Origin of the sequence: Micromonospora sp. MA102 (assembly GCF_025460765.1) — a bacterium.
GTDB lineage: Bacteria > Actinomycetota > Actinomycetes > Mycobacteriales > Micromonosporaceae > Micromonospora > Micromonospora halotolerans.
The window spans coordinates 1-24,168 of record NZ_JAMWEG010000030.1 but is presented as its reverse complement, the minus strand read 5'-3'; the positions used below and the strand labels follow the sequence as shown (position 1 = coordinate 24,168).

General features: G+C 75.0%; 23 protein-coding genes, 1 pseudogene and 1 riboswitch. Of the genes and pseudogenes, 15 read left to right on the top strand and 9 right to left on the bottom strand.

From position 1 onward, the window contains the following. Window positions 1–22 precede the first annotated feature (22 nt). From NFX44_RS32425 to NFX44_RS32415, 3 genes are read right to left on the bottom strand one after another with little or no spacing between them, the layout of a single operon-like run. Window positions 23–403: a VOC family protein gene (locus tag NFX44_RS32425; RefSeq protein ID WP_262287418.1), complete on the bottom strand. Its 381-nt coding sequence runs from the start codon at window positions 401–403 to the stop codon at window positions 23–25. Between the two features lie 10 nt (window positions 404–413). Beyond that, window positions 414–1,445: a sigma-70 family RNA polymerase sigma factor gene (locus tag NFX44_RS32420; protein WP_262287417.1), complete on the bottom strand. Its 1,032-nt coding sequence runs from the start codon at window positions 1,443–1,445 to the stop codon at window positions 414–416. A 37-nt stretch (window positions 1,446–1,482) separates the two neighbouring features. Then, window positions 1,483–2,061, bottom strand: a complete 579-nt coding sequence (locus NFX44_RS32415; RefSeq protein WP_262287416.1) for a GNAT family N-acetyltransferase — start codon at window positions 2,059–2,061, stop codon at window positions 1,483–1,485. 35 nt (window positions 2,062–2,096) lie between these two features. Between NFX44_RS32415 and NFX44_RS32410 the strand changes: the two genes are divergently transcribed. Beyond that, window positions 2,097–3,407, top strand: a complete 1,311-nt coding sequence (locus NFX44_RS32410; RefSeq protein ID WP_262287415.1) for a glycosyltransferase family 87 protein — start codon at window positions 2,097–2,099, stop codon at window positions 3,405–3,407. Here NFX44_RS32410 and NFX44_RS32405 read toward each other — a convergent pair. After that, window positions 3,306–3,857: a GNAT family N-acetyltransferase gene (locus NFX44_RS32405; RefSeq protein WP_262287414.1), complete on the bottom strand. Its 552-nt coding sequence runs from the start codon at window positions 3,855–3,857 to the stop codon at window positions 3,306–3,308. The two genes, NFX44_RS32410 and NFX44_RS32405, sit on opposite strands and share 102 nt — an antisense overlap. Before the next feature lie 129 nt (window positions 3,858–3,986). Here NFX44_RS32405 and NFX44_RS32400 point away from each other — a divergent pair, with 129 nt between their 5' ends. The 6 genes from NFX44_RS32400 to NFX44_RS32375 all read left to right on the top strand — a co-directional run bounded on the left by NFX44_RS32400 (window position 3,987) and on the right by NFX44_RS32375 (window position 11,067). After that, window positions 3,987–5,216, top strand: a complete 1,230-nt coding sequence (locus tag NFX44_RS32400) for a winged helix-turn-helix domain-containing protein (protein ID WP_262287413.1) — start codon at window positions 3,987–3,989, stop codon at window positions 5,214–5,216. A gap of 4 nt (window positions 5,217–5,220) precedes the next feature. Further along, window positions 5,221–5,781 carry a DUF2752 domain-containing protein gene (locus tag NFX44_RS32395; RefSeq protein ID WP_262287412.1) on the top strand — a complete coding sequence of 187 codons (561 nt, stop codon included), beginning with the start codon at window positions 5,221–5,223 and terminating at the stop codon, window positions 5,779–5,781. 91 nt (window positions 5,782–5,872) lie between these two features. After that, complete coding sequence (gene thyX, locus NFX44_RS32390; protein ID WP_262287425.1) at window positions 5,873–6,610, top strand: FAD-dependent thymidylate synthase; 738 nt, start codon at window positions 5,873–5,875, stop codon at window positions 6,608–6,610. A 52-nt stretch (window positions 6,611–6,662) separates the two neighbouring features. Beyond that, window positions 6,663–7,589, top strand: a complete 927-nt coding sequence (gene dapA / locus NFX44_RS32385; RefSeq protein WP_262287411.1) for a 4-hydroxy-tetrahydrodipicolinate synthase — start codon at window positions 6,663–6,665, stop codon at window positions 7,587–7,589. Between the two features lie 51 nt (window positions 7,590–7,640). Continuing rightward, the gene (locus NFX44_RS32380; RefSeq protein ID WP_262287410.1) at window positions 7,641–9,329 is read left to right on the top strand and encodes a ribonuclease J; all 1,689 of its coding nucleotides are present in this window, start codon (window positions 7,641–7,643) and stop codon (window positions 9,327–9,329) included. A 184-nt stretch (window positions 9,330–9,513) separates the two neighbouring features. Further along, the gene (locus NFX44_RS32375) at window positions 9,514–11,067 is read left to right on the top strand and encodes a S1 family peptidase (RefSeq protein WP_262287409.1); all 1,554 of its coding nucleotides are present in this window, start codon (window positions 9,514–9,516) and stop codon (window positions 11,065–11,067) included. A 108-nt stretch (window positions 11,068–11,175) separates the two neighbouring features. Here NFX44_RS32375 and NFX44_RS32370 read toward each other — a convergent pair whose 3' ends face one another. After that, window positions 11,176–12,750, bottom strand: coding sequence for a YbjN domain-containing protein (locus NFX44_RS32370; RefSeq protein WP_262287408.1), 1,575 nt, complete (start codon window positions 12,748–12,750; stop codon window positions 11,176–11,178). Next, window positions 12,747–13,226, bottom strand: coding sequence for a YbjN domain-containing protein (locus NFX44_RS32365; protein WP_262287407.1), 480 nt, complete (start codon window positions 13,224–13,226; stop codon window positions 12,747–12,749). The genes NFX44_RS32370 and NFX44_RS32365 overlap by 4 nt, the downstream gene beginning before the upstream one ends. Window positions 13,227–13,339: 113 nt before the next feature. Here NFX44_RS32365 and NFX44_RS32360 point away from each other — a divergent pair, with 113 nt between their 5' ends. Next, a complete protein-coding gene (locus tag NFX44_RS32360) occupies window positions 13,340–15,784 on the top strand; it encodes a DNA translocase FtsK (RefSeq protein ID WP_262287406.1) in 2,445 nt (814 codons plus the stop codon). 66 nt (window positions 15,785–15,850) lie between these two features. Here the strand turns inward: NFX44_RS32360 and NFX44_RS32355 are convergent, their stop codons facing one another. Beyond that, on the bottom strand, window positions 15,851–16,090 hold the full coding sequence (locus tag NFX44_RS32355) for a hypothetical protein (protein WP_262287405.1): 240 nt from the start codon (window positions 16,088–16,090) through the stop codon (window positions 15,851–15,853). Window positions 16,091–16,184: 94 nt separating this feature from the next. After that, on the bottom strand, window positions 16,185–16,499 hold the full coding sequence (locus tag NFX44_RS32350; RefSeq protein WP_262287404.1) for a multidrug efflux SMR transporter: 315 nt from the start codon (window positions 16,497–16,499) through the stop codon (window positions 16,185–16,187). A 52-nt stretch (window positions 16,500–16,551) separates the two neighbouring features. Continuing rightward, a riboswitch (guanidine-III (ykkC-III) riboswitch) is annotated at window positions 16,552–16,620 on the bottom strand. 93 nt (window positions 16,621–16,713) lie between these two features. On the opposite strand from NFX44_RS32350, the gene NFX44_RS32345 reads away from it, so the two are divergent. The 7 genes from NFX44_RS32345 to NFX44_RS32315 all read left to right on the top strand — a co-directional run bounded on the left by NFX44_RS32345 (window position 16,714) and on the right by NFX44_RS32315 (window position 23,056). Further along, window positions 16,714–17,637: an ornithine cyclodeaminase family protein gene (locus NFX44_RS32345; RefSeq protein ID WP_262287403.1), complete on the top strand. Its 924-nt coding sequence runs from the start codon at window positions 16,714–16,716 to the stop codon at window positions 17,635–17,637. A 139-nt stretch (window positions 17,638–17,776) separates the two neighbouring features. Continuing rightward, window positions 17,777–19,279, top strand: coding sequence for a 30S ribosomal protein S12 methylthiotransferase RimO (gene rimO / locus NFX44_RS32340; RefSeq protein ID WP_262287424.1), 1,503 nt, complete (start codon window positions 17,777–17,779; stop codon window positions 19,277–19,279). A 47-nt stretch (window positions 19,280–19,326) separates the two neighbouring features. Next, complete coding sequence (pgsA, locus tag NFX44_RS32335) at window positions 19,327–19,908, top strand: CDP-diacylglycerol--glycerol-3-phosphate 3-phosphatidyltransferase (RefSeq protein WP_262287402.1); 582 nt, start codon at window positions 19,327–19,329, stop codon at window positions 19,906–19,908. A gap of 93 nt (window positions 19,909–20,001) precedes the next feature. Further along, window positions 20,002–20,577, top strand: coding sequence for a CinA family protein (locus tag NFX44_RS32330; protein WP_262287401.1), 576 nt, complete (start codon window positions 20,002–20,004; stop codon window positions 20,575–20,577). Window positions 20,578–20,804: 227 nt separating this feature from the next. Then, window positions 20,805–21,242, top strand: coding sequence for a helix-turn-helix domain-containing protein (locus tag NFX44_RS32325; protein WP_262287400.1), 438 nt, complete (start codon window positions 20,805–20,807; stop codon window positions 21,240–21,242). Between the two features lie 166 nt (window positions 21,243–21,408). After that, on the top strand, window positions 21,409–22,260 hold the full coding sequence (locus NFX44_RS32320; RefSeq protein WP_262287399.1) for a PspA/IM30 family protein: 852 nt from the start codon (window positions 21,409–21,411) through the stop codon (window positions 22,258–22,260). A 16-nt stretch (window positions 22,261–22,276) separates the two neighbouring features. Next, on the top strand, window positions 22,277–23,056 hold the full coding sequence (locus tag NFX44_RS32315; RefSeq protein ID WP_262287398.1) for a hypothetical protein: 780 nt from the start codon (window positions 22,277–22,279) through the stop codon (window positions 23,054–23,056). A gap of 17 nt (window positions 23,057–23,073) precedes the next feature. Here NFX44_RS32315 and NFX44_RS32310 read toward each other — a convergent pair. Further along, window positions 23,074–24,168 (bottom strand): annotated as a pseudogene (locus NFX44_RS32310) (hypothetical protein); the annotation flags it as partial.

Sequence of the window (24,168 nt, the reverse complement as noted above, 5' to 3'; positions counted from 1 at the left end):
TGCCGGGACCGCCGCACCAGGTTCAGCCCTCCTGGAGCACCGAGAACACGTTGCCGGCCGGGTCGGTGAACCAGGCGATCGACGGGCCGTTGCCCCGCATGACCCCCTTGTCGTCCTGCGGCATGCCCTCGTAGCGTGCGAACCGCACCCCGCGCGAGGTCAGCTCGTCCACCGCCCGGTCGATGTCGGGGACCGGGAAGTTGAGCACCGTGTAGGTGGCCGGGCGGTGGTCGGCCTTCGGGTAGACCAGCACCGGCCGGTCGCCGGCCAGGTGCAGGGTCAGCAGGCCCCCCATGGCGTCGTCCCGGGACACCCGCAACCCCAGGACGTCGGTGTAGAACCGCTCCGCGCGGTCCGGGTCGTCCACCGAGAACCCGCTGAACGCCTTCGTGTCCCTGAACATGACCCGCTCCTCACTCCGCCGGTGCGTCGCCTCCGTCGTGCCTACCAGGGGTGGACGGCGCGGGGGGCTCAAACTCATCGGCGCGTCCGGGATCGAGCCGGGTCGGCAGCCCGAAACGCGGGAACAGCCGGGGCTCCAGGAAGTGGGTGAGCCGGGCGATCCGCCCCCCGGCGCACTCCAGCACGGTGATCGAGAAGGCCCGGTGACCGCCGGTCGGGTCGACCCGGAACTGGGCCACGGCCGGGCCGCCGTTCGCGGCCACCCGCACCAGCCGGGAGCCCCGGCAGCCGGCCCCCGGGCCGCTCAGCCAGCGGCCGATGTCCGCGGCGCCGCGCAGCCACATCCGGTAGGGCGGCATGCTCTGCACGGCGTCCGCGCGCAGCAGCGCCACCAGGGCGTCGACGTCGTAGCGGGCGAAGGCGTCCACGTAGCGGTCGAGCAGGTCGCGGTCGACCGGGTCGAGATCCGGCCCGGCCCGCCGCTCGGCGCGCACCCCGGCCAGGGTCGCCCGGGCCCGCTGCAGCGCGCTGTTGACCGCCGGCACGGTGGCGTCGAGCAGGTCGGCGACCTCGTCGGCGCGCCAGCGCAGCACGTCCCGCAGGATCAGCACGGCGCGCTGCCGGGGAGGCAGGTGCTGGAGCGCTGCCACGAACGCCAGCCGCACCGACTCCCGGGCCACCGCCAGCTCCGCCGGGTCGGCCGGAAGCACCGCCGAATCCGGCACCGGCTCGACCCAGTCGCCGGCCGGCGTGCCGAGCGACCCGGCCACCGGCGCGGCCGGCCCGTCGAGGTCGATCGGCAGGGCCCGCCGGCCGCGCCCGCGCAGCAGGTCCAGGCAGACGTTGGTGGCGATCCGGTAGAGCCAGGTGCGCAGGCTGGACCGGCCGTCGAAGCCGTCGCGGCCGCGCCACGCCCGCAGCAGGGTCTCCTGCACCGCGTCCTCGGCGTCGAACACCGAGCCGAGCATCCGGTACGCGTAGCCGGTCAGCTCGACCCGGAACGGCTCCAGGTCGGGGGGAGCGGGCGCCGGTGCGGTCGTCATGCCGCCAACGGTAGGCGGTGCCCCCGACAGCGCGTACTCAGGAAGCGGCCGGCTCGGCGGGGACGCCGACGTGCAGGCGGACCTGGGGGACCAGCATGTCGTCCACGTCCAGCGCGCGGCCCGCGCCGTCCGGCTCCCAACCGGTCGAGGTGAGGAACTTCCGGGTCGCCTCGTCGGCGTCGAACGCCCAGGCCACCGCGCGGCTGAAGCCGTCTTCCCGCCAGTGGTCCACCATCGCGGCGAGCAGCCGGCTGCCGTGCCCGCGCCGGCCCCAGCGCGGCTCGACCAGCAGGTCGGTCACCGCCACCACGCCGTCGCCGAGGGCCTCGGGCGGCTCGCCCGGCGCGAGCGCCTCGGCATCGGCCGGACCGGAGGCGACGAACCCCACCAGATACGATTGCTCGGCCTGTTCGACGGCGACCAGCACGCGGTGCGCGCCCGAGGGCGGCTCCTGCACCGCGGCGCTCCACCGCCGGGCGAGGTACGCCTCGTCCAGGTTGTCGAGCACGTGCCGGGGCAGGATCCGGCGGTACGCGACCCGCCACGTGGCGAGCTGGAGGCGTGCGATCTCGCCGGCGTCCTCCGGACGCGCGGGGCGGACGTACCCGAGAGCCATGGCACGTGAGCCTACGCAGGGCGAGGAGGGCGACGGTGGCGCAGGGTGCCAGGCGGACGATCGCGCAGGTCGTCGCCGTGGTGGCGCTCGCCGGAGCGGTGACCGCCTTCCTGTCCGTGGCGGCCGTGCGGCACGGCTTCTTCGACCTCAAGGTCTACTACGGCGCGCTGACCTTCTGGGTGCACGACGGCGGGGAGATCTACGACTTCCTCAAGGGCGGCACCCAGTACGGCTTCACCTACCCGCCGTTCGCGGCGCTGGTCATGCTGCCGATGGCGTACCTGCCCTGGTGGGCGGCGATCACCGTGAGCGTGGCCGCCACCGTGGTGGTCAGCGCCGTGGTGATCTGGTGGCTGCTCGACCCGGTCGCCCGGCGGGCCGGCTGGACCCGCTGGTTCGCCCTGGCGGTGGCGCTCTGCCTGGCCGCCGCGTACGAGCCGATGCGCGAGACGGTCAACTTCGGCCAGGTCAACATGCTGCTGCTGTTCCTCGTGGCGGTGGACCTGCTCCGGCTGCTGCCGGCGCGCAGCCGGTGGGCCGGGGTGGGCATCGGGCTGGCCACCGCGATCAAGCTGACCCCGGGCATCTTCATCGTCTACCTGCTGGTCACCGGCCGCTGGCGGGCCGCGCTCACCGCCATCGGCGCGGCGGCGGCGGCCACCCTGGTGGCCGCCGCGCTCTTCCCGGACGCCTCCCGGGAGTTCTGGACCGAGGCGCTGTGGAACACCGACCGGGTGGGCGAGCTGGCCTTCGTCTCCAACCAGTCGCTGCGCGGGGTGGTGGCCCGGCTCCATCCGGAACACCCGAGCACCGTCGCCTGGCTGGCGCTGGTCCTCGCCACGCTGGTCGTCTGGGGCTGGCGCTCCCGGGCCGCGGTGGCCGCCGGCGACGAGGCCACCGGCCTGGCGCTGACCGGCGCCACCATGTGCCTGGTCAGCCCGGTGACCTGGGTGCACCACCTGGTCTGGCTGCTGCCGGGGCTGATCCTGCTGGTCGACAACGGCATGGCGGCGCCCGCCCGCAGCCTCCGCCGCCGCCTGCTGCTGGCCGCCACGCTCGTCGGGTACGCCTTCCTGACCAGCCGGATCGTCTGGGCCTGGGAGAAGGACTTCACCGGCGTGGACGGGTTCCTGGGCAGCAACACGTACGTCTGGATCAGCCTGGCGCTGCTGCTCGCCCTGCCGATCCGGCGCTGGGCCACGCCGGCCGGCGGCGGCCGCGCCGAGCCGGGCGGTCCGGCCGGGTCAGCCGTCGAGCCGGGCGGTGTAGCGCAGCTCGACGAGCCGGACCGGGTCCCGCCCGCCGTGCAGCGGCACCGCGTAGGTGGACTCCTCCCCGTCCGGTGACAGCCCGGCCCGCTCGTAGAAGCGGCGGGCCCGGGCGTTGTCGGCGAGCACCCAGAGCCGGTACTCCGCCAGGCCCCGCTCCGCGAGGCCGGCCCGGGCCGCCGCGAGCAGCGCCTGAGCGGTCCCGCCGCCCCACCGGGCCGGCTCCAGGTAGATCGCCAGGATCTCCCCGTACGCCGGGTCGAGGTCGCCGCGGTCCTGGTTGTTCCGGTACGGCCCGAAGGTGGTGAACCCCTCGATCGTGCCGTCGACCTCGGCGACGAGCGTGGTGAACGGGTGCTCCGGGTCGGCCGTGCCGAGATCCCGGCGGCGCTGCGCCCAGGCGGCCGGGTTGAGCCGGTCGAGCACCTCGGCCGGCATGATCCCGGCGTACCCGGCCTGCCAGCCGCGGATGTGCACCCGGGCTATCGCCTCGGCGTCGTCCGGTTCCTCCCGGCGGATGGTGCGCACCCGTCCGTTCTATGCCGCGCGGGGCGGTCGGTCCAGCCACCGCGCGGCGACAACTCCCACTCGGCGCGTCTGACGGCGCGCCGCGACCCGGAGTCGTGGTGTCGTACCGGTGGAATAAGGTCCCCGACGATGGCCGTACCGGAATCGCTCTCCCTCGCCCAGGCCCGCCGGATCGCCCTGGCCGCCCAGGGCTTCGCCGACCCGGCGCCCACCGGCGTGCCTACCCGCCGGCACCTGCGCCGGGTGCTCGACCGGGTCGGGCTGATCCAGATGGACTCGGTCAACGTCCTGCAACGCGCGCACTACCTGCCGCTCTACAGCCGGCTCGGTCCCTACCCGACCAGCCTGCTCGACACGGCCGCCTACCGGCGCCCCCGCGACCTGTTCGAATACTGGGCGCACGAGGCGTCGCTGGTCCCGGTGGGGCTGCACCCGGCGCTGCGGTGGCGGATGGCCAAGGCCCACGACGAGGCGTGGGGCGGGATGCGCCGGATCGCCCAGGAGCAGCCCGAGCTGGTCGCCTGGGTGCGCGACGAGGTGGCCGCCCGGGGCCCGCTCACGGCCGCCGAGATCGAGCACGACGCGCCCCGGGAGACCGGCAACTGGGGGTGGAACTGGTCCACCGTCAAGCGGGCGCTGGAGTTCCTGTTCTGGGCCGGCGAAGTCACCGCGGCCGACCGCACCACCTCGTTCGCCCGCCGCTACGACCTGCCCGAGCGGGTGCTGCCGGCCGCCGTGCTCGACGCGCCCACCCCGAAGGACGCCGACGCCCACCGCACCCTCGTGGCGATCGCCGCCCGGTCGCTGGGCGTGGCCGCCGAGCCGGAGCTGCGGGACTACTTCCGGCTGCCGGTGGCCGGCGCCCGGCAGGCGATCGCCGAGCTGGTCGAGGCGGGCGAGCTGACCCCGGTCGCCGTGGCGGGCTGGCGGCAGCCGGCCTACCTGCACGCCCAGGCCCGGCTGCCCCGCTGGGTGCGCGGCAACACGCTGGTCAGCCCGTTCGACCCGCTGGTCTGGGAGCGGGCGCGCACCGAACGGCTGTTCGACTTCACCTACCGGATCGAGATCTACGTGCCCGCGCCGCAGCGGGTCTACGGCTACTACGTGCTCCCGTTCCTCCAGGGCGAGCGGTTCACCGCCAGGGTCGACCTGAAGGCCGACCGGAAGGCCGGGGTCCTGCTGGTGCCGGCCGCCTGGGTCGAGCCCGGCGCCGACCCGGGGGAGACCGCCGTGGCGCTCGCCGCGGAGCTCTACCGGATCGCCGGCTGGCTCGGCCTCGACGCGGTCGCCCCGCCCGCCGCCGGCGACCTGGCTGCCCCGCTGGCCGCCGCCCTGTTGGGCGTGGCCGGTGTACGGTGAGCGCGTGACGAGCGTTGACCGGCCGGCCGCCGCGCCCGACCCGCACCCGGTCCCGCCCGCGGAGCACGCCGCCGGGCCGGTGGCCTGGCCCGCCGGGGTGGCCTACCCGCCGGTCGAGCCGGACCGGTTCACCCGCCTGGTGCTGCGGCTGCACGCCCGCGCCCCGCGCTGGGCGGTGCCGCTCGCGGCCCTCGGCTGCGTCGGCCTGGGCATGGCCTACGCCCTGCTCAGCGACCCCACCCACAGCGACCCGGACGCGCGCCCGACCTGCCTGCTCAAGCTCACCACGGGGCTGGACTGCCCGGGCTGCGGCGGCACCCGCGCCCTCTGGTACGTGCTGCACGCCGACCTCCCGGCCGCCGCCCGGCACCACTTCCTCTTCGTCTTCTCGCTGCCCTTCCTGGCCTGGCTCTTCGTGAGCTGGGCGGGGAACCGGGCGTTCGGCTGGCGGCTGCCGGAGCTGCGGATCAGCCCCAAGGTGATCGGCGGCTTCCTGGCCCTCTGGTTCGCCTTCTCGGTCGCGCGCAACCTGCCCTGGGCCCCGTTCACCTCGCTCTACGTCTGACCGCTGCCCGCCGCCGGTGGGCTGGTTCACGTCCGCGCGTCCGAGTTTCGCGGGAGGCCCAGGGGCCACTACAGTCGCAGGAATGCCGGAGATGGTGCAGCCCCAGGTCAAGCTGATCGCGTGGACCCAGTTCCAGGCCCCGGACGACGTGCCGTGGTCGACCGACGCGGAGGGTGGTCAGGCGCTCGCCGAGTTCGCCGGCCGGGCCTGCTACCAGAGCTGGAAGAAGCCGAACCCGGCCACCGCGACCAACGCCGGCTACCTGGCGCACATCCTGGACGTGGGGCACCTGTCCGTGCTGGAGCACGGCTCGGTGAGCTTCTACTTCAGCGGGGTGTCCCGGTCGTTCACCCACGAGCTGATCCGGCACCGGCACTTCTCCTACTCGCAGCTGTCCCAGCGCTACGTCCCGGAGCGGGACGCGGCCATGGTCGAGCCCGCGGTGATCGCCGAGGACCCGGAGCTGCACAAGAAGTTCGTCGAGGCGAGCGAGGCGGCCGTCCGGGCGTACACCGAGCTGCTGGAGGGCCTGGAGGCCCGCTTCACCGACGAGCCGAACCCGACGCTGCGCCGCAAGCAGGCCCGGCAGGCGGCCCGGGCGGTGCTGCCCAACGCCACCGAGACCCGGATCGTGGTCACCGGCAACTACCGGGCGTGGCGGCACTTCGTCAAGATGCGCGCCACCGAGCACGCCGACGTGGAGATCCGCGAGCTGGCCGTGGAGTGCCTGCGGCAGCTCCAGGGGGTCGCGCCGAACGTCTTCGCCGACTTCGTGATCTCCACGCTGCCGGACGGCACGGAGGTGGCGGCGTCTCCGCACGCCGAGTGAGTCGTCGCCCTTCGCCGCCGGGGGCCCGGTGGTCGTCCGCTAGGTTGTGAACATGACGCACGACCTCCCTGCCGTCCCGAACCGGGGCGCGTCGCGCCCGTTCGGGCGACTGATCACGGCCATGGTGACCCCGTTCACCGCCGACGGGGCACTCGACCTCGACGGCGCCGTACGGCTCGCCAGCCACCTCGTCGACGAGCAGGGCAACGACGCGCTGGTGCTCAACGGCACCACCGGCGAGTCCCCGACCACCACCGACGCGGAGAAGGAGACCCTGATCCGCGTCGTCGTGGAGGCGGTCGGTGACCGGGCCCGGATCGTCGCCGGTGTGGGCACCAACGACACCCGGCACACCGTCGAGCTGGCCGCGCAGGCGGAGAAGGCAGGCGCGCACGGCCTGCTGGTGGTGACGCCGTACTACAACAAGCCGCCGCAGGCCGGGCTGCTGCGTCACTTCACCGCGGTCGCCGACGCCAGCGGGCTGCCGATCATGGTGTACGACATCCCGCACCGCACCGGTACGGCGATCGCCACGGACACCCTGGTCAAGATGGCCGAACACGGCCGGATCGTGGCGGTCAAGGACGCCAAGGGCGATCTCACCGCCACCTCCTGGGTGCTGGCCCGCAGCGACCTGGCGTTCTACTGCGGCGAGGACGCGCTGACCCTGCCCGCCCTGGCGGTCGGCTCGGTCGGCGTGGTCGGCACCTCCACGCACTTCACCGGGGCGCAGACCAAGCAGCTGATCGAGGCGTTCGAGGCGGGCGACCTGGCCACCGCGCTCACCCTGCACCGGCGGCTGCTGCCGCTGTTCACCGGCATCTTCCGGAGCCAGGGCGTGATCCTGGTGAAGGCGGGCCTGGCGGCCAAGGGCCTGCCGGCCGGCCCGGTGCGCCCGCCGCTGGTGGACGCCACCGGCGACGAACTGGCCCAGCTGCGCGCGGACTGCGCCGCGGCGGGCCTTCCCCTACCCGAATGATCGAACGACACGACGGACGCCGCGCGACGGCGTCGCAGAATGAGGTGACGCGTGACCGAGGCGCACATCGAGGGTGAGCTGCCCCCGCCGCTGCCGGAGGGCGGCCTGCGGATCATCCCGCTCGGCGGACTCGGCGCCATCGGCCGGAACATGACGGTCTTCGAGTACGACGGCAAGCTGCTGATCGTCGACTGCGGGGTGCTCTTCCCCGACGTCGAGCAGCCGGGCGTGGATTTGATCCTGCCCGACTTCGGTCCGATCCTGGACCGGCTCGGCGACGTGCAGGCGATCGTGCTCACCCACGGCCACGAGGACCACATCGGCGCGGTGCCGTACCTGCTCGCCCACAAGCCGGACATTCCGTTGGTCGGCTCGCAGTTCACCCTGGCCCTGGTCGAGGCGAAGCTGGCCGAGCGGCGGATCCAGCCCTACACGCTGACCGTCGCGGAGGGTCGGCGCGAGCGGCTCGGCCCGTTCGAGTGCGAGTTCTTCGCGGTGAACCACTCGATCCCCGACGCGCTCGCCGTGGCCATCCGCACCGGAGCCGGCCTGGTGCTGCACACCGGCGACTTCAAGATGGACCAGCTCCCGCTGGACGGCCGGATCACCGACCTGGCCGGCTTCGCGCGGCTCGGCGCCGAGGGCGTGGACCTGCTGCTCTCCGACTCCACCAACGCGGAGATCCCCGGCTTCGTCACCCCGGAGCGGGAGATCGGCCCGGTGCTCGACTCGATCTTCGCCAAGGCGCGCGGCCGGATCATCGTGGCCTCGTTCGCCTCCCACGTGCACCGGGTGCAGCAGGTCTTCGACTCCGCCGTCGAGCACGGCCGCAAGGTGGCGCTGATCGGCCGGTCGATGGTGCGCAACATGGGCATCGCCCGCGACCTGGGCCTGCTCAACATCCCGCCGGGCCTGGTGGTCGGGCTGGAGGAGGCCACCGCGCTGCCGCCCGAGCAGATCGTGCTCATGTCCACCGGCTCGCAGGGCGAGCCGATGAGCGCGCTGGGCCGGATGGCCAGCGGGGACCACCGGCACATCACCATCGCGCCCGGCGACACCGTGGTGCTCGCCTCCTCGCTGGTGCCGGGCAACGAGACCTCGGTCTACCGGGTGATCAACCGGCTGGCCCGGGCCGGCGCGACGGTGATCCACAAGGACGTGGCCAAGGTGCACGTCTCCGGTCACGCTCCCGCCGGCGAGCTGCTCTACCTGCTCAACGTCACTCGGCCGAGCAACCTCATGCCGGTGCACGGCGAGTGGCGGCACCTGCGGGCGCACGCCCGCCTCGGCATCGAGTCGGGCGTCGCGTCGGACCGGGTGGTGCTCTGCGAGGACGGCGACGTGGTGGACCTGGTCGACGGGCGGGCCAGCCTGGTCGGCCACGTGAAGAGCCGGTACGTCTACGTCGACGGTCTCGCCGTGGGCGACGTCAGCGAGTCGCTGCTCACCGAGCGCCGGATCCTCGGCGACGGCGGCTTCATCGCCACCACCGTGGTGATCGACTCGGTCACCGGCAAGGTGGTCGGCGGGCCGACCCTCTCGGCGAAGGGCTTCTCCGAGGACCCGGAGGCGTTCAGCCCGGTCATCCCGCTGGTCACCGAGGCGTTGAACCGGGCCGCCGCGGACGGCATCACCGACCCGCACCAGCTCCAGCAGATCGTCCGGCGCACCGTCGGGCGCTGGGTCAACGACGCGTACCGCCGCCGGCCGATGATCGTGCCGACGGTCGTCGAGGTCTGACCGCCGCACGCTCCGCACGCCGGCCCACCGTCCGCGGTGGGCCGGCGTCGCCGTTTCCGGGTACGCCCCGGAGCCGTCCCGACACGCCGCGTCGAATCCTCGCCGTTCCATTCAACCGATCGGCGCCCGTCTCCGTACTCCGCTCCGGCAGGCGTACCCGCGCCAGCCGGGAGGAGCGTGGCGGATGGACCGCAGACGGATCACAGCCATCGGCGTACTGGTGGCGGCGGCGGGCACGGCGGCGGCGGTGACCCTGCCGTCGTTCGCCGGCGAGAACCCGGCCCGGCGGACCGCGCCGGTGGCGTCCGACGGCGTCGCGCCCGAGGTGCTGGACGCGCTGAGCCGTGACCTGTCGCTCACCCGGGACCAGGCGGCCCGGCGGCTGAAGACCGAGCGGTGGGCGTCCGGCACGGTCACGAAACTCCGCGGCGAACTGGGCGCCGACTACGGCGGCAGCTGGCTGGGCGCGGACGGGACGACGCTGAACGTGGCGGTGGCCGATCCCGCGCAGGCGGCCCGGGTGACCGCCGCGGGCGCGGTGCCGAAGCGGGTCGAGCGCGGGGTCGCCGAGCTGGACGCGGTGAAGGCGCGACTCGACGCGGCCGGCGGCGCGGCCACCCCGGACGTGGCCGGCTGGTACGTCGACGTGGCCACCAACTCGGTCGTGGTGGTCGCCCAGCCCGGCGCGGAGGCGGCCGGCCGCCGGTTCGCCGAGGCCAGCGGGGTGCCGGCCGGCGCGGTACGGGTGAAGACCGCGGACGAGGCGCCCCGCCCCCTGTTCGACGTGCGGGGCGGCGACGCGTACTTCATCAACGACGCCGGCCGCTGCTCGGTCGGCTTCTCGGTGGTCGGCGGCTTCGTCACGGCCGGGCACTGCGGCCGCCCGGGGGACCGGACCGCCGGCGCGAACCGGGTCGCCCAGGGCACCTTCGCGGCCTCCTCGTTCCCCGGCGACGACTGGGCCGTCGTCGAGGTGAACGGCCAGTGGACGCCGCAGGGCGTGGTGAACGACTTCAACGGCGGCACGGTGCCGGTGAACGGCTCCACCGAGGCTGCGGTCGGCGCCTCGGTGTGCCGCTCCGGCTCGACCACCGGCACCCGCTGCGGTGTCATCCAGGCCAAGAACGCCACGGTGAACTATCCGGAGGGGACGGTCACCGGGCTGACCCGGACGAACGTCTGCGCCGAGCCGGGCGACTCGGGTGGCGCGTGGCTCTCCGGCGACCAGGCGCAGGGGGTCACCTCCGGTGGCTCCGGCGACTGCACGCGGGGCGGCGTGACCTTCTTCCAGCCGGTCAACGAGATCCTCCAGCGCAACAACCTGACCCTGGTCACGGCGGGCGACCAGCCCTCCGCGCCGCCCGCCGGGGGCGGGGCCACCGCGCCGCCGGCGAGCACCGCGCCGGCCACCCCGCCGGCGGGCGACGCCACGGACTGCACCGGGCAGGTGAGCCGGACCGGCCGGATCGCCGCCGGCCGGGCGCAGGTCCAGCCCGACGGTCGCTTCTTCCGGGTGTCCGGCGGCGCCCAGGAGGCGTGCGTGTCCGCGCCGGCGGGCGCCCGCGTGGTCCTGGAGCTGCAACGCTTCACCGGCACCACGTTCCGCACCGTGGCCCGCGCCGGCAGCGCCGACGGGCTCGCCCGGCTCACCGCCGACACCCCGGCCGGCGCCTACCGCTACCGGGTGGTCGGGCTGGCCGGCGCCGGCGAGTACACCCTGGCGTTCTCCGCCCGCTGAGCCGCCGCCGGGTCCACCCCGGCGGCACCGGACCGCGGCCCCCGTCCACCACCGCCCGGTGGCCGGGGGCCGCGCCGCGTCCGGACTCCGGGGTGCGGGTTCCCGGGCTCAGGGCAGCGCGGCGACCGCCTCGGCGTACGCGGCCCCGGTGCTGACCGCCGCCGCGACCAGCACGACGAGCTGGGTACGGGCCACCCCGTACGCCAGGTCGGTGGTGACGTCGGCGGCCAGCAGCAGCGTCCCGTCGCCCGGGTCGTGCACGTACGCCGTCGGCAGCAGCCGGTCATGGTTCCAGGCGTTGCAGAACGCGTACGCCTCGGCGCGGCGGGCGGCCGGCAGCCGGCGCAGCGCCACGGCCCGGGCGTGCAGCACCTCGCCCTGCGGCCCGAGCCGCCGGAACTGGACCACCGCCTCGCCCCAGCGCCCCACCACCGTGCCGTCGGGCTCCACCGTGTACGCGTCGCCGCGCGCGTCGAGGGCGGCGGTGAGCATCCGCAGGCTCAGCGGGGCGGGCTCCTCCGCGCCGGGCGGGCCGGGCTCGGCCGGGTCGTCGTCGGGGAGGTCGTCCTCGGCGGGCAGCGGCACCGGCTCGGCGAGCGGCCGCTCGGCCAGCCAGGACGCGATCCGGCCGGACTGGTGGCCGGTGCCGTTGCGGGCGTCGAAGCTGCCGGCCAGCGTGGTGGCGAGGGCCTGGAGCTGACCGGCGAGCGTGGCCACGTCCACCTCGGCGGCGGGCCGGGGCCCGTGCCCGGGCCGGTGGATCCGCCGCCCGCCCAGACCGGCCTCGGCGGCCAGCCCGCAGAGCAGCGCGCCCGCCGCCGCAAACTCCATGGCGGACAGGTCGTCGGCCGGGTGGTCGAGCCGGGGCAGCTGCTCGGCCAGCACGTCCAGCCCGTGGGTCAGGTGCCCGCCCAGCGCGCAGAACCGCAGGTGCGCGGCGAGCTGCGGGAATGCCGCCCGCTCGCGGCGGTGCCGCCGGTACGCCCGCACGTGCGCCCGGGCGGCGCGCTCCGCCTCGCCGGTGCGCAGCCAGGGCAGCAGCCCCGCCGCGAGGGCCCGCTCCGGCTGGTCGGTGCATCCCGGCTCGCCGTCGAGCACCGGCTCCAGCACGGCCAGCGCGGCCGCCGGCTCGCCCCAGCCGGCCAGCAACTCGGCCCGGCGGGCGGGCGCGCAGCCCGCGCAGCCGGCCACCGGGTCGGCGGCGTCGCCGGCGGACCAGCGGTCGTACTCGCGGCGGGCGGTCGGCTCGTCCCCGAGGTGGTCGGCGAGCCGGCAGCACAGCTCGGCCACCGGCCCGGCGGCGGGGCCCAGCCGGTCGGCGAGGTCGTCCAACAGGGCGCGGGCCTGGTCCAGGGCCACCCGGGGAGTGCCGAAGAGCGCCTCGACGGCCTGCCGCTGGTGCCGGCGCAACCGCTCGGCCCCGCCGGGGCCGTCGAGCAGCTCCGGCCGCCGGTCCACGGTGGCCACGCAGCGGCGTACCGGCTCCACGGTCCGCCACCGCTCACCCAGGTGCAGGTACGCCTCGACCAGCGCGAACCGCGCCGCCAGCGCGGTGCTCGGGTCGCCGGTGGCGTCCGCACGGGCGGCGATGCGTTCCAGCTCGGCGCAGCGGGCCTCGCCGTCGGGCAGGTCCCGGGCGTCGGCGAGCGCGTCGGCGAGCCCCCGGTCCCGGAAGGTGGTCATCGCAGCGTCCCGCCGGGCAGGTCCGCCACGGCGGCGGCGAGCTGGCAGCCGGTGGTGACGCCACAGTCGACGAGCTGGTCGAGCTGGTGCGGGGTGACCCCGCGTTCGAGGTCGGTCGTCACCTCGCCGCACACCTGGGCCAGCCCGTCGTCGGCGACGTGCACGAACGCCTTGGGCCAGAGCCGGTCGTGGTTCCAGGCGTTGCAGAAGGCGTGCAGGTCGGGCACCTGCTCGATGCCGAAGCGGTGCGCCGTGACGGTGCGGACCTGGAGCAGCTCCCCGGCGGTGCCGCGCCGGAAGAACCAGATGAGGCTGTCGCCCCAGCGGCCCACCAGGTCGCCGTCGGCGTCCTCGGTCACCGCGTACCCCCGGTTGGCCAGCACGGCGGCGATCAGCTCGCCGGTCAGCGGCCGTAACGTCTGCGGGTGTCCGGCCAGGGGGCCGTCCGGACCGTCCTCGATCTCCGGCGACGCCATGAGGGCATCCCTTCTGAGGCGAATAACACAAAGCGCGGCGGATCCCTGCCGCGACGCGCGGACACGACCCGGAAAAGCGGCGATCTGCCGGGTCCCGCCGTTACGGTGACTGTATGGCGGGCCGTACCTCTCAGGCGAGCCGGCGGCGCGGCGCGTCGCCGCGCGGAACCACGAACAGCCGTGCCCGCCAGCCGGCCAAGAAGGCCACGAGGGCGGCCGCCCGGCGGCGTCCGGCGCGCGGGCCGAGCCCGGCCGCGTTCGCGGGCCGCGCGCTGGGTGCGCTGTGGATGGGTCTGGCGCACAGCGTGGGCTGGGCGTTCCGGGCCGCCGGCCGGCAGGCCGCCACCACCCGCGAGCTGGATCCGGAGCACCGCCGCGACGGGGCCGGGCTGCTCCTGTTCGGCCTGGCCATCCTCAGCGCGGTGGGCATCTGGTCCGGCGGGGCGGGGCCGGTGGGCCGGCACCTCGCGGACACCGCCCGCCTCTTCATCGGGGCGATCGCCATCGTGGTGCCGGTGCTGCTCATGGTGGGCGCCTGGCGGCTCATGCGCAGCCCGGCCGATCCCGCGCACCGGGGGCGCGGCCTGGTCGGCTGGGGCTCGATGCTGCTCGCCACGGCGGCCATGCTGCACATCGGACAGGATCCGGTCGACGAGGTCCAGCGTGACTACGCGGGCGGCCTGCTGGGCGCGGGCGTGGGCGACCTGCTCAAGTCGGCGGTGACCGCCTGGGTGGCCATGCCGCTGCTGCTCCTGCTGCTGGTCTTCGGGCTGCTGGTCATCACCGCGACCCCGATCAACAAGATCCCGGAGCGGCTCGGCCTGCGCGGCGGCCCCGTGCCGCCGCCGGAGGATGAGGAGGCCGAGGCCGAGGCCGCGCCGAAGCCGGCCCGCAAGCGGCCGGCCAAGCGCCTCCCGCCGCCGCTGGACCCGCTGGACCCGGACGACGACCTCGACGGCGTCGACCTCCAGGACACCCTGGTGCTGCCGCGCAAGAGGGTGCCGGCCAGCCGCAAGCCGGTGGAGCCGCCGGAGCACTCCCCGCTGCCCACCCGCGCCGAGCAGCTCGCGCTCACCGGGCTGGCCGGCGACTACACCCTGCCGCCGGCCAACATGCTGGGCAGCGGGGCCGCGCCGAAGACCCGGAGCAAGGCCAACGACGAGGTCATCGCCGCGCTGACCGGCGTCTTCGAGCAGTTCGACGTGGACGCCGCGGTCACCGGCTTCACCCGCGGCCCGACGGTCACCCGCTACGAGGTCGAGCTGGGGCCGGGCGTCAAGGTCGAGCGGATCACCCAGCTCTCCCGCAACATCGCCTACGCCGTGAAGTCCCCGGACGTGCGGATCCTGAGCCCCATCCCGGGCAAGAGCGCGGTCGGCGTGGAGATCCCGAACACCGACCCGGAGAACGTGGCGCTCGGCGACGTGCTGCGCTCGCGGGCCGCCACGAGCGACCACCACCCGATGGTGGTGGCGCTCGGCAAGGACATCGAGGGCGGCTACGTGGTGGCCAACCTCGCCAAGATGCCGCACATCCTGATCGCCGGCGCCACCGGCGCGGGCAAGTCGTCCTGCCTGAACTCGCTGCTGGTGTCCGTCCTCACCCGGGCCACCCCGGACGAGGTGCGGCTGCTGCTGATCGACCCGAAGCGGGTCGAGATGACCGGCTACGAGGGCATCCCGCACCTGGTCACCCCGATCGTGACCAACCCGAAGAAGGCGGCCGACTCGCTGGAGTGGGTCGTCCGCGAGATGGACATGCGGTACGACGACCTCGCCGCCAACGGGGTCCGGCACATCGACGACTTCAACCGCAAGGTGCGCAACGGCGAGATCAAGGCGCCGCCGGGCAGCGAGCGGGAGATGCGGCCCTACCCGTACCTGCTGGTGATCGTGGACGAGCTGGCCGACCTCATGATGGTCGCGCCGCGCGACGTGGAGGACTCCGTCGTCCGGATCACGCAGCTGGCCCGGGCCGCCGGCATCCACCTGGTGCTGGCCACCCAGCGCCCCTCGGTCGACGTGGTCACCGGCCTGATCAAGGCGAACGTGCCGTCCCGGCTCGCCTTCGCCACCTCCTCGCTGGCCGACTCCCGGGTCATCCTCGACCAGCCCGGCGCGGAGAAGCTGCTCGGCCGCGGCGACGGGCTGTTCCTGCCGATGGGCGCGTCGAAGCCGGTCCGCATCCAGGGCGCCTGGGTGACCGAGCGCGAGATCCACGACGTGGTGAAGTTCTGCAAGGACCAGCGCGAGCCGGATTTCCGCCCGGACGTGCTCGCCCCCGCGCAGGACAGCAAGAAGAAGATCGACGAGGACATCGGCGACGACCTGGACCTGCTCGTGCAGGCGGTGGAGCTGGTGGTCACCTCGCAGTTCGGCTCGACCTCGATGCTGCAGCGCAAGCTGCGGGTCGGCTTCGCCAAGGCGGGCCGGCTCATGGACCTCATGGAGACCCGGGGCGTGGTCGGCCCGTCCGAGGGGTCCAAGGCCCGCGACGTGCTGGTCAAGCCCGACGAGCTGGAGGAGGTCCTGGTCGGCCTGCGCGGCGGCGAGGAGTAGCCCGGACGTGTCACGCGACGAGGGCCCGCCGGGATCCGGCGGGCCCTCGTCGCGCTGGTGACGGGGTCAGGAATTCAGCACCGCGACGGCGAGCACCATGCCGAGGATGGCGCCCACGACGCTCGCGACCGCGGCGTACCAGCCGAGCGGCTTGTCGCCGAGCACCGCGCCCACGATGCCGAGGATCAGCCCGACCAGGCCGAGGAACGGCACGAAGATGGCGATGACGGCGAAGACGAAACCGAGGATCGTGCAGATCCGGGCGGCGTTGCTGCGGGGGCGGGTGCTGGCGGGCATGTCGGCCATGATGTCCTCCGTCGGTGGGTTTCCTCTCGGGTGAAGCGAGGAGGGGATACCCCCGCCGACGGCACGTCCAAACGGGACGCCGGCGGGTCGACCGTCAGTGGAAGAGCTTGAGGCCGACCACGCCGGCCACCACCAGCAGCAGGCTGGCGATCCGGGGCAGGTTGGCCGACTCGCCCAGCGCCAGCATGCCGATCAGGGCCGTGCCGACCGCGCCGATGCCGACCCACACCGCGTAGCCGGTGCCGACCGGGATGTCGCGCAGCGCGTACGCCAGACCGGCCATGCTCGCCACCAGCGAGACGGTGAAGACCAGGGAGGGGAGCGGGCGGGTGAAGCCGGCGCTGCGGTCCAGCGCGATCGCCCAGGCGGTCTCCAGCAGTCCGGAGAGCACCAGCACGAGCCAGGCCATCTGTCACCTCTGACGGGACGGGCCCGGCCACCGGGGCCGGGACGGGCGGTCACGCGGGGCGTCTTGGCCTGACCGGGTACGCCCACCACTCGTCCTGGGCGGCACGGGGGCCGCCGGATCCGACGCTAGCACCGCCGGGGTCGGCGGTCCGGCACGGTGACGAACCCCACCATCGCTGGAGTTGACGTGAACTTCAGGTTGCACGATGGTCGGCATGACCGTGCTGTACTCCGACGAGGACGTCGCCGCCGCCCTGGACGCCCCGCTCACCGTCGCCGCCATGCGGGACGCGCTGCTGGCCGCGTACGAGGGACGGCTGATCGCCCCGCCCCGGGCGTCCGCCCCGCTCGGCGGCGGCCGGATGGTGCTCACGGCCGGGCACCTCACCGGCGAGTGGTACGGCTTCCGCTCGTACGACACGTTCGGGCGCCCGGAGAGCGGGCAGCTCGTGGTGCTGCACGACGCCACCACCGGGGCGGTACGCGCCATCGCGGTCGGCGAGGAACTGGGCTCTCGGCGCACCGGGGGACTGGGTGGGGTGGCCGTGGAGGCGCTGGCCCGCCCCGACGCGGCCACCCTCGGCGTGGTCGGCTCGGGCCGCCAGGCGTGGACCCAGGTGTGGGCCGCCGCCGCGGTCCGCCCGCTGCGCGAGGTGACCGTGCACAGCCGCTCGGCGGCCCGGCGGGAGGCGTTCGCCGCCCGGGTCCGCGCCGAGCTGGGCGTGCCGGCCCGCGCGGTCGACTCGGCCGCCGCGGCGGTGCGCGACCGGGACCTCGTGGTGCTCGCCACCACCAGCACCTGCCCGGTGCTGGCCGCCGCCGACCTCGCCCCCGGCACCCACGTCAACGCGGTCGGCTTCAAGCAGGTCGACCGGCACGAGTTCGGGCCGGACCTGCTGGCCGCCGCCGACCTGCTGGTCACCGACTCGCCCGCCCAGGCGGCCGCGTACGCCCCGCCGATGCTCGCCGCCGTCGCGCCGTACGGGGACCGGCTGCGCGACCTGGGCGCGGTGCTGGCCGGGACGGACCCGGGGCGGACCGGCGCGGACCAGATCTCGGTCTTCTGCTCCACCGGCCTGGCCGGCACGGAGGTGTTCCTGCTCGACCGGCTGGCCCGGGTCGGCGCGGCGGCCCGCTGACCCGCGGCCCGGTGTGAGCCGGCCGATGCCCCCGGCCGGCCGTCGTGGGGTTCCCGGCCCGGCCCGGTACCCTCGGATGGTGTCTGCCACCTCCCCCTCCGACAGCTCCAGCTCGGCGCGTCTGGCGCCGCGCCGCGACCTGGAGCAGTCGTCCCCTACCGCCTCCGGTGCTGACGGCCGTCGCGTCGCCCTGCTGACCCTGGGCTGCGCCCGTAACGAGGTCGACTCGGAGGAGTTGGCCGCCCGGCTGCACGCCGACGGCTGGCAGGTGACCACCGACGGCGAGGGCGCCGACGTGGTGGTGGTGAACACCTGCGGTTTCGTGGAGAAGGCCAAGCAGGACTCGATCCAGACGCTGCTGGCCGCCGCCGACACCGGCGCCAAGGTGGTCGCCGCCGGCTGCATGGCCGAGCGCTACGGCCGCGAGCTGGCCGACAGCCTCCCCGAGGCGCAGGCGGTGCTCAGCTTCGACGACTACCCGGACATCGCCGCCCGGCTGGACGCCGTGGTGGCCGGCGAGGCGCTGGGCGCGCACACCCCGCGCGACCGGCGGGAGCTGCTGCCCCTCACCCCGGTGAAGCGCCGGGAGGCGGCCGTGTCGCTGCCCGGTCACGGCACCCCGACGCGGGTCGCCACCGAGGCCGACGAGCACACCCCGGCGCACCTGCGGCAGGTGCTGCGGCACCGGCTCGACACCGGGCCGGTGGCGTCGCTCAAGCTGGCCAGCGGCTGCGACCGGCGCTGCGCGTTCTGCGCCATCCCGGCGTTCCGCGGGGCGTTCGTCTCGCGTACCCCCGACGAGCTGCTCGCCGAGGCGGAGTGGCTGGCCAAGACCGGCGTCCGCGAGCTGGTGCTGGTCAGCGAGAACTCGACCTCCTACGGCAAGGACCTGGGTGACCCCCGGGCGCTGGAGAAGCTGCTGCCGCAGCTCGCCGCGATCGACGGCATCGTGCGGGTGCGGGCCAGCTACCTCCAGCCCGCCGAGACCCGGCCCGGCCTGGTCGAGGTGATCGCCACCACGCCGGGCGTGGCCGCGTACTTCGACCTGTCGTTCCAGCACTCCAGCGAGCCGGTGCTGCGCCGGATGCGCCGTTTCGGCTCCACCGACCGGTTCCTGGAGCTGCTCGCCTCCGCCCGCGAGCTGGCCCCGGCGGCCGGCGCGCGCAGCAACTTCATCGTCGGCTTCCCGGGCGAGACCCGGCAGGACGTGGCCGAGCTGACCCGTTTCCTGACCGAGGCGCGCCTCGACGCCATCGGGGTGTTCGACTACAGCGACGAGGACGGCACCGAGGCCGCCGGCCTGCCCGGCAAGGTCTCCGCCGCGACCATCAAGCGGCGCTACGACCGGCTCGCCGCGCTCGCCGACGAGCTCTGCTCGCAGCGGGCCGAGGAGCGGCTCGGCTCGACCGTGGAGGTCCTGGTCGACTCGGTCGCCGACGGCGTGGTCGAGGGGCGGGCCGCCCACCAGGCTCCCGAGGTCGACGGCTCGACCACCCTGGTCGCCCCGCAGGGCGGCGGGGTGGACCTGGCCGCGCTGCGCCCGGGCGACCTGGTCCGGGCCACGGTCACCGCGACCGAGGGAGTCGACCTGATCGCCGTACCGGATGAGATGATCTCGGCGGCGCCCGGCGCGGCACGGTGACGGCGGGCCCGGACGGAACGGGGAAGCCACGTGGGGCGGTGCCGGACATGACCGGAGCGGAGTCGACGGTGGCGGCCCCGGTGCCCCTGCTCAACGCGGCGAACGTGCTGACCGCGGTGCGGCTGGCGCTGGTCCCGGTCTTCGCGGTCACCGTGGTCGCCTCCGCCATGAGCCACGCCGGCTGGCGGATGGCGGCCTGCGTGATCTTCGTGGTGGCCTCGGCGACCGACCTGGTGGACGGCTGGATCGCCCGCCGGTTCGGGCTGGTCACCTCGCTGGGCAAGGTGGCCGACCCGATCGCCGACAAGGCGCTCACCGGCGCCGCCCTGGTGCTGCTCTCCTGGTACGACCGGCTGCCCTGGTGGGTGACCGCGGTGATCCTCGCCCGCGAGCTGAGCATCACCGCGCTGCGGTTCTGGGTGATCCGGCACGGCGTCATCGCGGCCAGCCGGGGCGGCAAGGTCAAGACCGCGCTGCAGATCCTGGCGATCACCTGGTACCTCTGGCCGATGCCCGACGCGCTGGCCCCGGTCGGTCCGTGGATCATGGGCGCGGCCGTGGTGGTCACCGTGGTCACCGGCTTCGACTACATCGCCCAGGCGCTGCGCCTGCGCCGTCCCACCCGCTGATCCCGGCCGGCGCGTCGCCGCCCACAACGTCATGATCGGCGAAACCGTGCACAGGATGAGTAGGTCGCCGCGGGACGGGAAGAGAGGGCCGGCATGGGGACGGATGCGAACTACGAGCGGCCCGCCGGTAGTCCGGCGGCCTCGGTGGTGCACAGCCTGCACGAGCGCAAGGAGACACTGGCCACCGTCGAGTCGCTCACCGGCGGGCTGCTCTCCGCCTCGATCGTGGAGATCGCCGGGGTCAGCGGGGTCTTCCGGGGCGGCCTGGTGGTCTACGCCACCGAGTTGAAGTCGGAGCTGGCCGGCGTACCGGAGGACCTGCTGGCCGAGCGCGGGCCGGTCGATCCGGACGTGGCCGCCGCCCTCGCCGAGGGCGGGCGGCGGCGCTGCGGCGCCGACTGGGGCCTGGCCACCACCGGCGTGGCCGGGCCGGAGCCGCAGGACGGCAAGCCGGTCGGCCTGGTCTACGTGGCCGCCGCCGGGCCCGGCGGCCGCGGCGAGGTGCGTGAGCTGCGCCTCGACGGTGGCCGGGACCACGTCCGGTCGGCCGCGGTGATCGAGGCGTTGCGGCTGCTCGCCGAGCAGATCCACGCCGCCGCCCAGGCCGACGAAGCGCAGTCCGCCGACGAGGCGGACGGCGCCGAGCGGGCCGGAGCCGGCCAGCGGTGACCCGGTCCGCGACACGCCCGACCGCGGCCGCGCCGGCCCGGGGCCGCCGACCGGCCCGCGAGATCGGTCCGGCAGGATTGGAGAGGCGGGGTGGGATGTCGTCGGGGCGACCAACGGGTACGGTTGCGGGAAGGCTCCGGCGGACGACGCCGGCACCGGGGCGGTCCGCCGCGTCCGGCGCGGCACGCCCGGCCGGAGATGGTGGTTCCCGTCCAGGGGGAGGTGCGATGGTTCTGCTACGCCGGGTGATCGGTGACGCACTGCGGGCGCGCCGGCAGGGGCAGCACCGCACCCTCCGCGAGGTCTCCTCCGCCGCCAACGTGAGCCTCGGCTACCTCTCCGAGATCGAGCGCGGCCAGAAGGAACCGTCCAGCGAGCTGCTGGCCGCGATCTGCGACGCGCTCGGCGCCCGCCTCTCCGAGCTGCTCCGCGAGGTCAGCGACACCGTCGCCCTGGCCGAGCAGATGCCCGGGGTGCTGGTGCCGGTGACCGACGAGTCGATCGAGCCGACGCCGGCCGTGCGCAAGGCCACCAACCGGGGGGTCCGCCAGGTCACCTCCGACGGCTCGGTGGCCGTCCAGGTCCGCCAGGACTCGCCGCTCAAGGCGACGCTGCGCACCACCCGGGTCCGCCCCGCGGACCGGGACGTGGTCTGCGCCGCCTGATCCCGCCCGTCGCGCCGTGGCCGCCGGTGGCGACCGCGTCGTAGTGTTGATCAGGGTCGTACGGGGTGCCGGGTTGGCGTCCGACTGGGACGATGGAGGCACACCGCGCGGCTCGCCGGTCGACCCCGGTCGGGCGACGCGACGCTACTGAGGGGACAAGGCGGAGATGGCGAACCCGTTCGTCAAGGGCTGGAAATACCTGATGGCGCTCTTCGGCGCGAAGATCGACGAGCACGCCGACCCGAAGGTGCAGATCCAGCAGGCCATCGAGGAGGCCCAGCGGCAGCACCAGGCGCTGGTCCAGCAGGCGGCCGCGGTGATCGGCAACCAGCGTCAGCTGGAGATGAAGCTGTCCCGGCAGATGACCGAGGTCGAGCAGCTCCAGGCCAACGCCCGGCAGGCCCTGGTCCTGGCCGACCAGTCCCGGGGCCGCGGCGACGAGACCGAGGCCGGGCGCTACGAGCAGTCCGCGCAGCTGCTCGCCAGCCAGCTGGTCTCCGCCGAGCAGGCGATGGAGGACCTCAAGACCCTGCACGACCAGGCGCTCGGCGCCGCCGCGCAGGCCCGCAAGGCGGTCGAGAACAACTCGATGATCCTCCAGCAGAAGCTGGCCGAGCGCAGCAAGCTGCTCAGCCAGCTCGAGCAGGCCAAGATGCAGGAGACCGTGGCCCGCTCGCTGGAGTCGATGTCGGCGCTCACCGCCCCCGGCACCACCCCGTCGCTCAACGAGGTCCGCGACCGGATCGAGCGCCGCTACGCCGACGCGATGGGTCGGGCCGAGCTGGCCGGCAACTCCGTCGAGGGCCGGATGATGGAGATCCAGAAGGCGACCCTCGACTCGGCCGGGTCGGCGAGACTGGAGCAGATCCGGTCGAGCATGGCCGGCGAGCAGCTCGGCGGCCGGCAGGAACGCCCCGCGGTGGGGCAGCCCGCCGACCCGGCGGCCGCCGCCCGACTCGACCAGATCCGGGCCAACATGAGCCGGGAGCGGGGCACCGGGGAGAGCACCACGAGCTAGGGGACGGGGGAGACCGATGGTCGACGAGCGGGCACGGCACTTCCGCCGGCTGCGCAGGTTGCGCCGGTCCGCGCGGCGCTGGAGCGTCCTGGCCGGTGGGCTGGGCGGCGCCGCCGCCGTGCTGACCCCGTACGCCGGGCTGGGCCTGCCCGACGCGGCCTGGGCCGGGGCCGCCGGCAGCGCCATCGCCGTCGCGGTCTGGCGCTGGGCCGACCTGAGGGTCCTCGCCGCCGCACCGGCCCCGCCGGCCCTCGACCCGGCCGAGGCCGCCGCCCGCTCCCGCGCCCGGCTGGTCGCCGCCGTCGAGCGGCTGCCCGTGGGTCCCGGCGTCCTCGCCGAGGTACGCCGCGTCCGCTCCCGCCTCGCGCTGCGCGGCACCACCGCGGCCGAGGCGTGGGCCCGGCTGGACCGGGCCGCGCTGACCCTGGCCGGGCTGGCCGGCCGGCTCACCGGGCTGGCCGAGCCGGCGGTCCGCGAGGCGGCCGAGGCCGACCGCTCCCTGCGTGACCTGGCCAACCGGGTGGCCGGCGTGGAACGTGCCCTGAAGCTCGCCCCCGCCGAGGCGCGCGGGTCGCTCGCCGAGGCGCACGCCACCCTCGTCGACCAGCTGGAGAGCGGAGTGGCCGCGTACGAGCGGCTGGTGGTGGCCGCCGCCGGCTACGTGGCCGAGGACGCCCACCCCGCCACCCAGGATCCCTCGGCCGCCCGCCTCACCGAGGCCACCGACCTGCTGCACGGCGTCGCGTCCGCCCTGGCCGAACTCCGCACCGCCCACACGCCTCTCCGCACCCCCTGACCCACCGCCTCCCCGCGTCAGTCGGGGGTGGTGACCTGGGTGGGGGCGGTCCAGGCCGAGGTGCCGACGACGTTTACCGAGCGGATGCGGTAGTGGTACGTCGCCCCTCGTGTCAGGCCGGTGTTCGTGAAGCCGCGGCCGGTCACGCTGAACGTGGCCAGGTCGTGGGTGAAGGCGGCGTCCGTGGCGCGCTGCACCACGAAGCCGGCGCCCGTCCCGGTGGGCGTGCTGGCCGACCAGCTGAGGATCACCGTGGCGGTGTCCGGGCCGGGCGCGGTGGCGGTGGCGAGCACCCCGGTCGGCATCCCGGGCCGGGGCGGCGTCGTCACCGTGGCCACAGTTGACCAGGGTGACGCCGCGCCCAGGTAGGTGGTGCGAACCCGGTAGTAGTAGGTGGTGTCCGGGGCGACCACCGGGTCGAGGTGGGCCTCGCCCACCGCGATAGCCGTGGTCCCCGGTCCGCTCGTGAACGTCGGGTTGGTGGCCCGCTGCACGTCCACGCCCGTCGCGAAGGAGCGGTTCGCCCAGCGCAGCGCGATCCGCAGCGGCGCGGCCGGCGGGATCACGGCGGCCAGCCTGGCCGGCGCGGTGAGCTGCACCGAGGCGGGGATGCTGTTCGACCAGGCCGAGCAGCTCACCGCGTTCTCGGCCCGGATCCGGTAGTGGTAGGTGACCCCGGGGGTGACGGTCGCGTCGGTGTACCGGGTGGCCGCGGCGGCCACGGTCAGCTCGGTGAGCCCGGCCGTGAAGGCCGCGTCGGTGGCGCGTTGCAGCCGGTGGCTGGAGGCCGGCGGGCGGCTGCCGTTGCCGGTCCAGGTCAGCGCGATGGCGGGCAGCGCGGTGGCCGAGCCGGGCGCCGGGGTGGCGGTCAGCCCGGTCGGCGCCTTGGGCGCCATCCGCAGCACGAGCGGCCGGCTCATGCCCAGGTCGCGCAGCCCCGCCGACCGGGTCTGCCAGCGGTACTCCCACCCGAGGTTGACCAGTTGGTTGACCACCGCGGCGGGCCGCCCGTCGACCGGGCTGACCGGACTGGCGTCCAGCCGGGCGCCGGCCGGCCGGGTCGGGTCGAGCAGCCGTACGCTGTCGCCGATCTTGAAGGGGAGGGTGGGCGG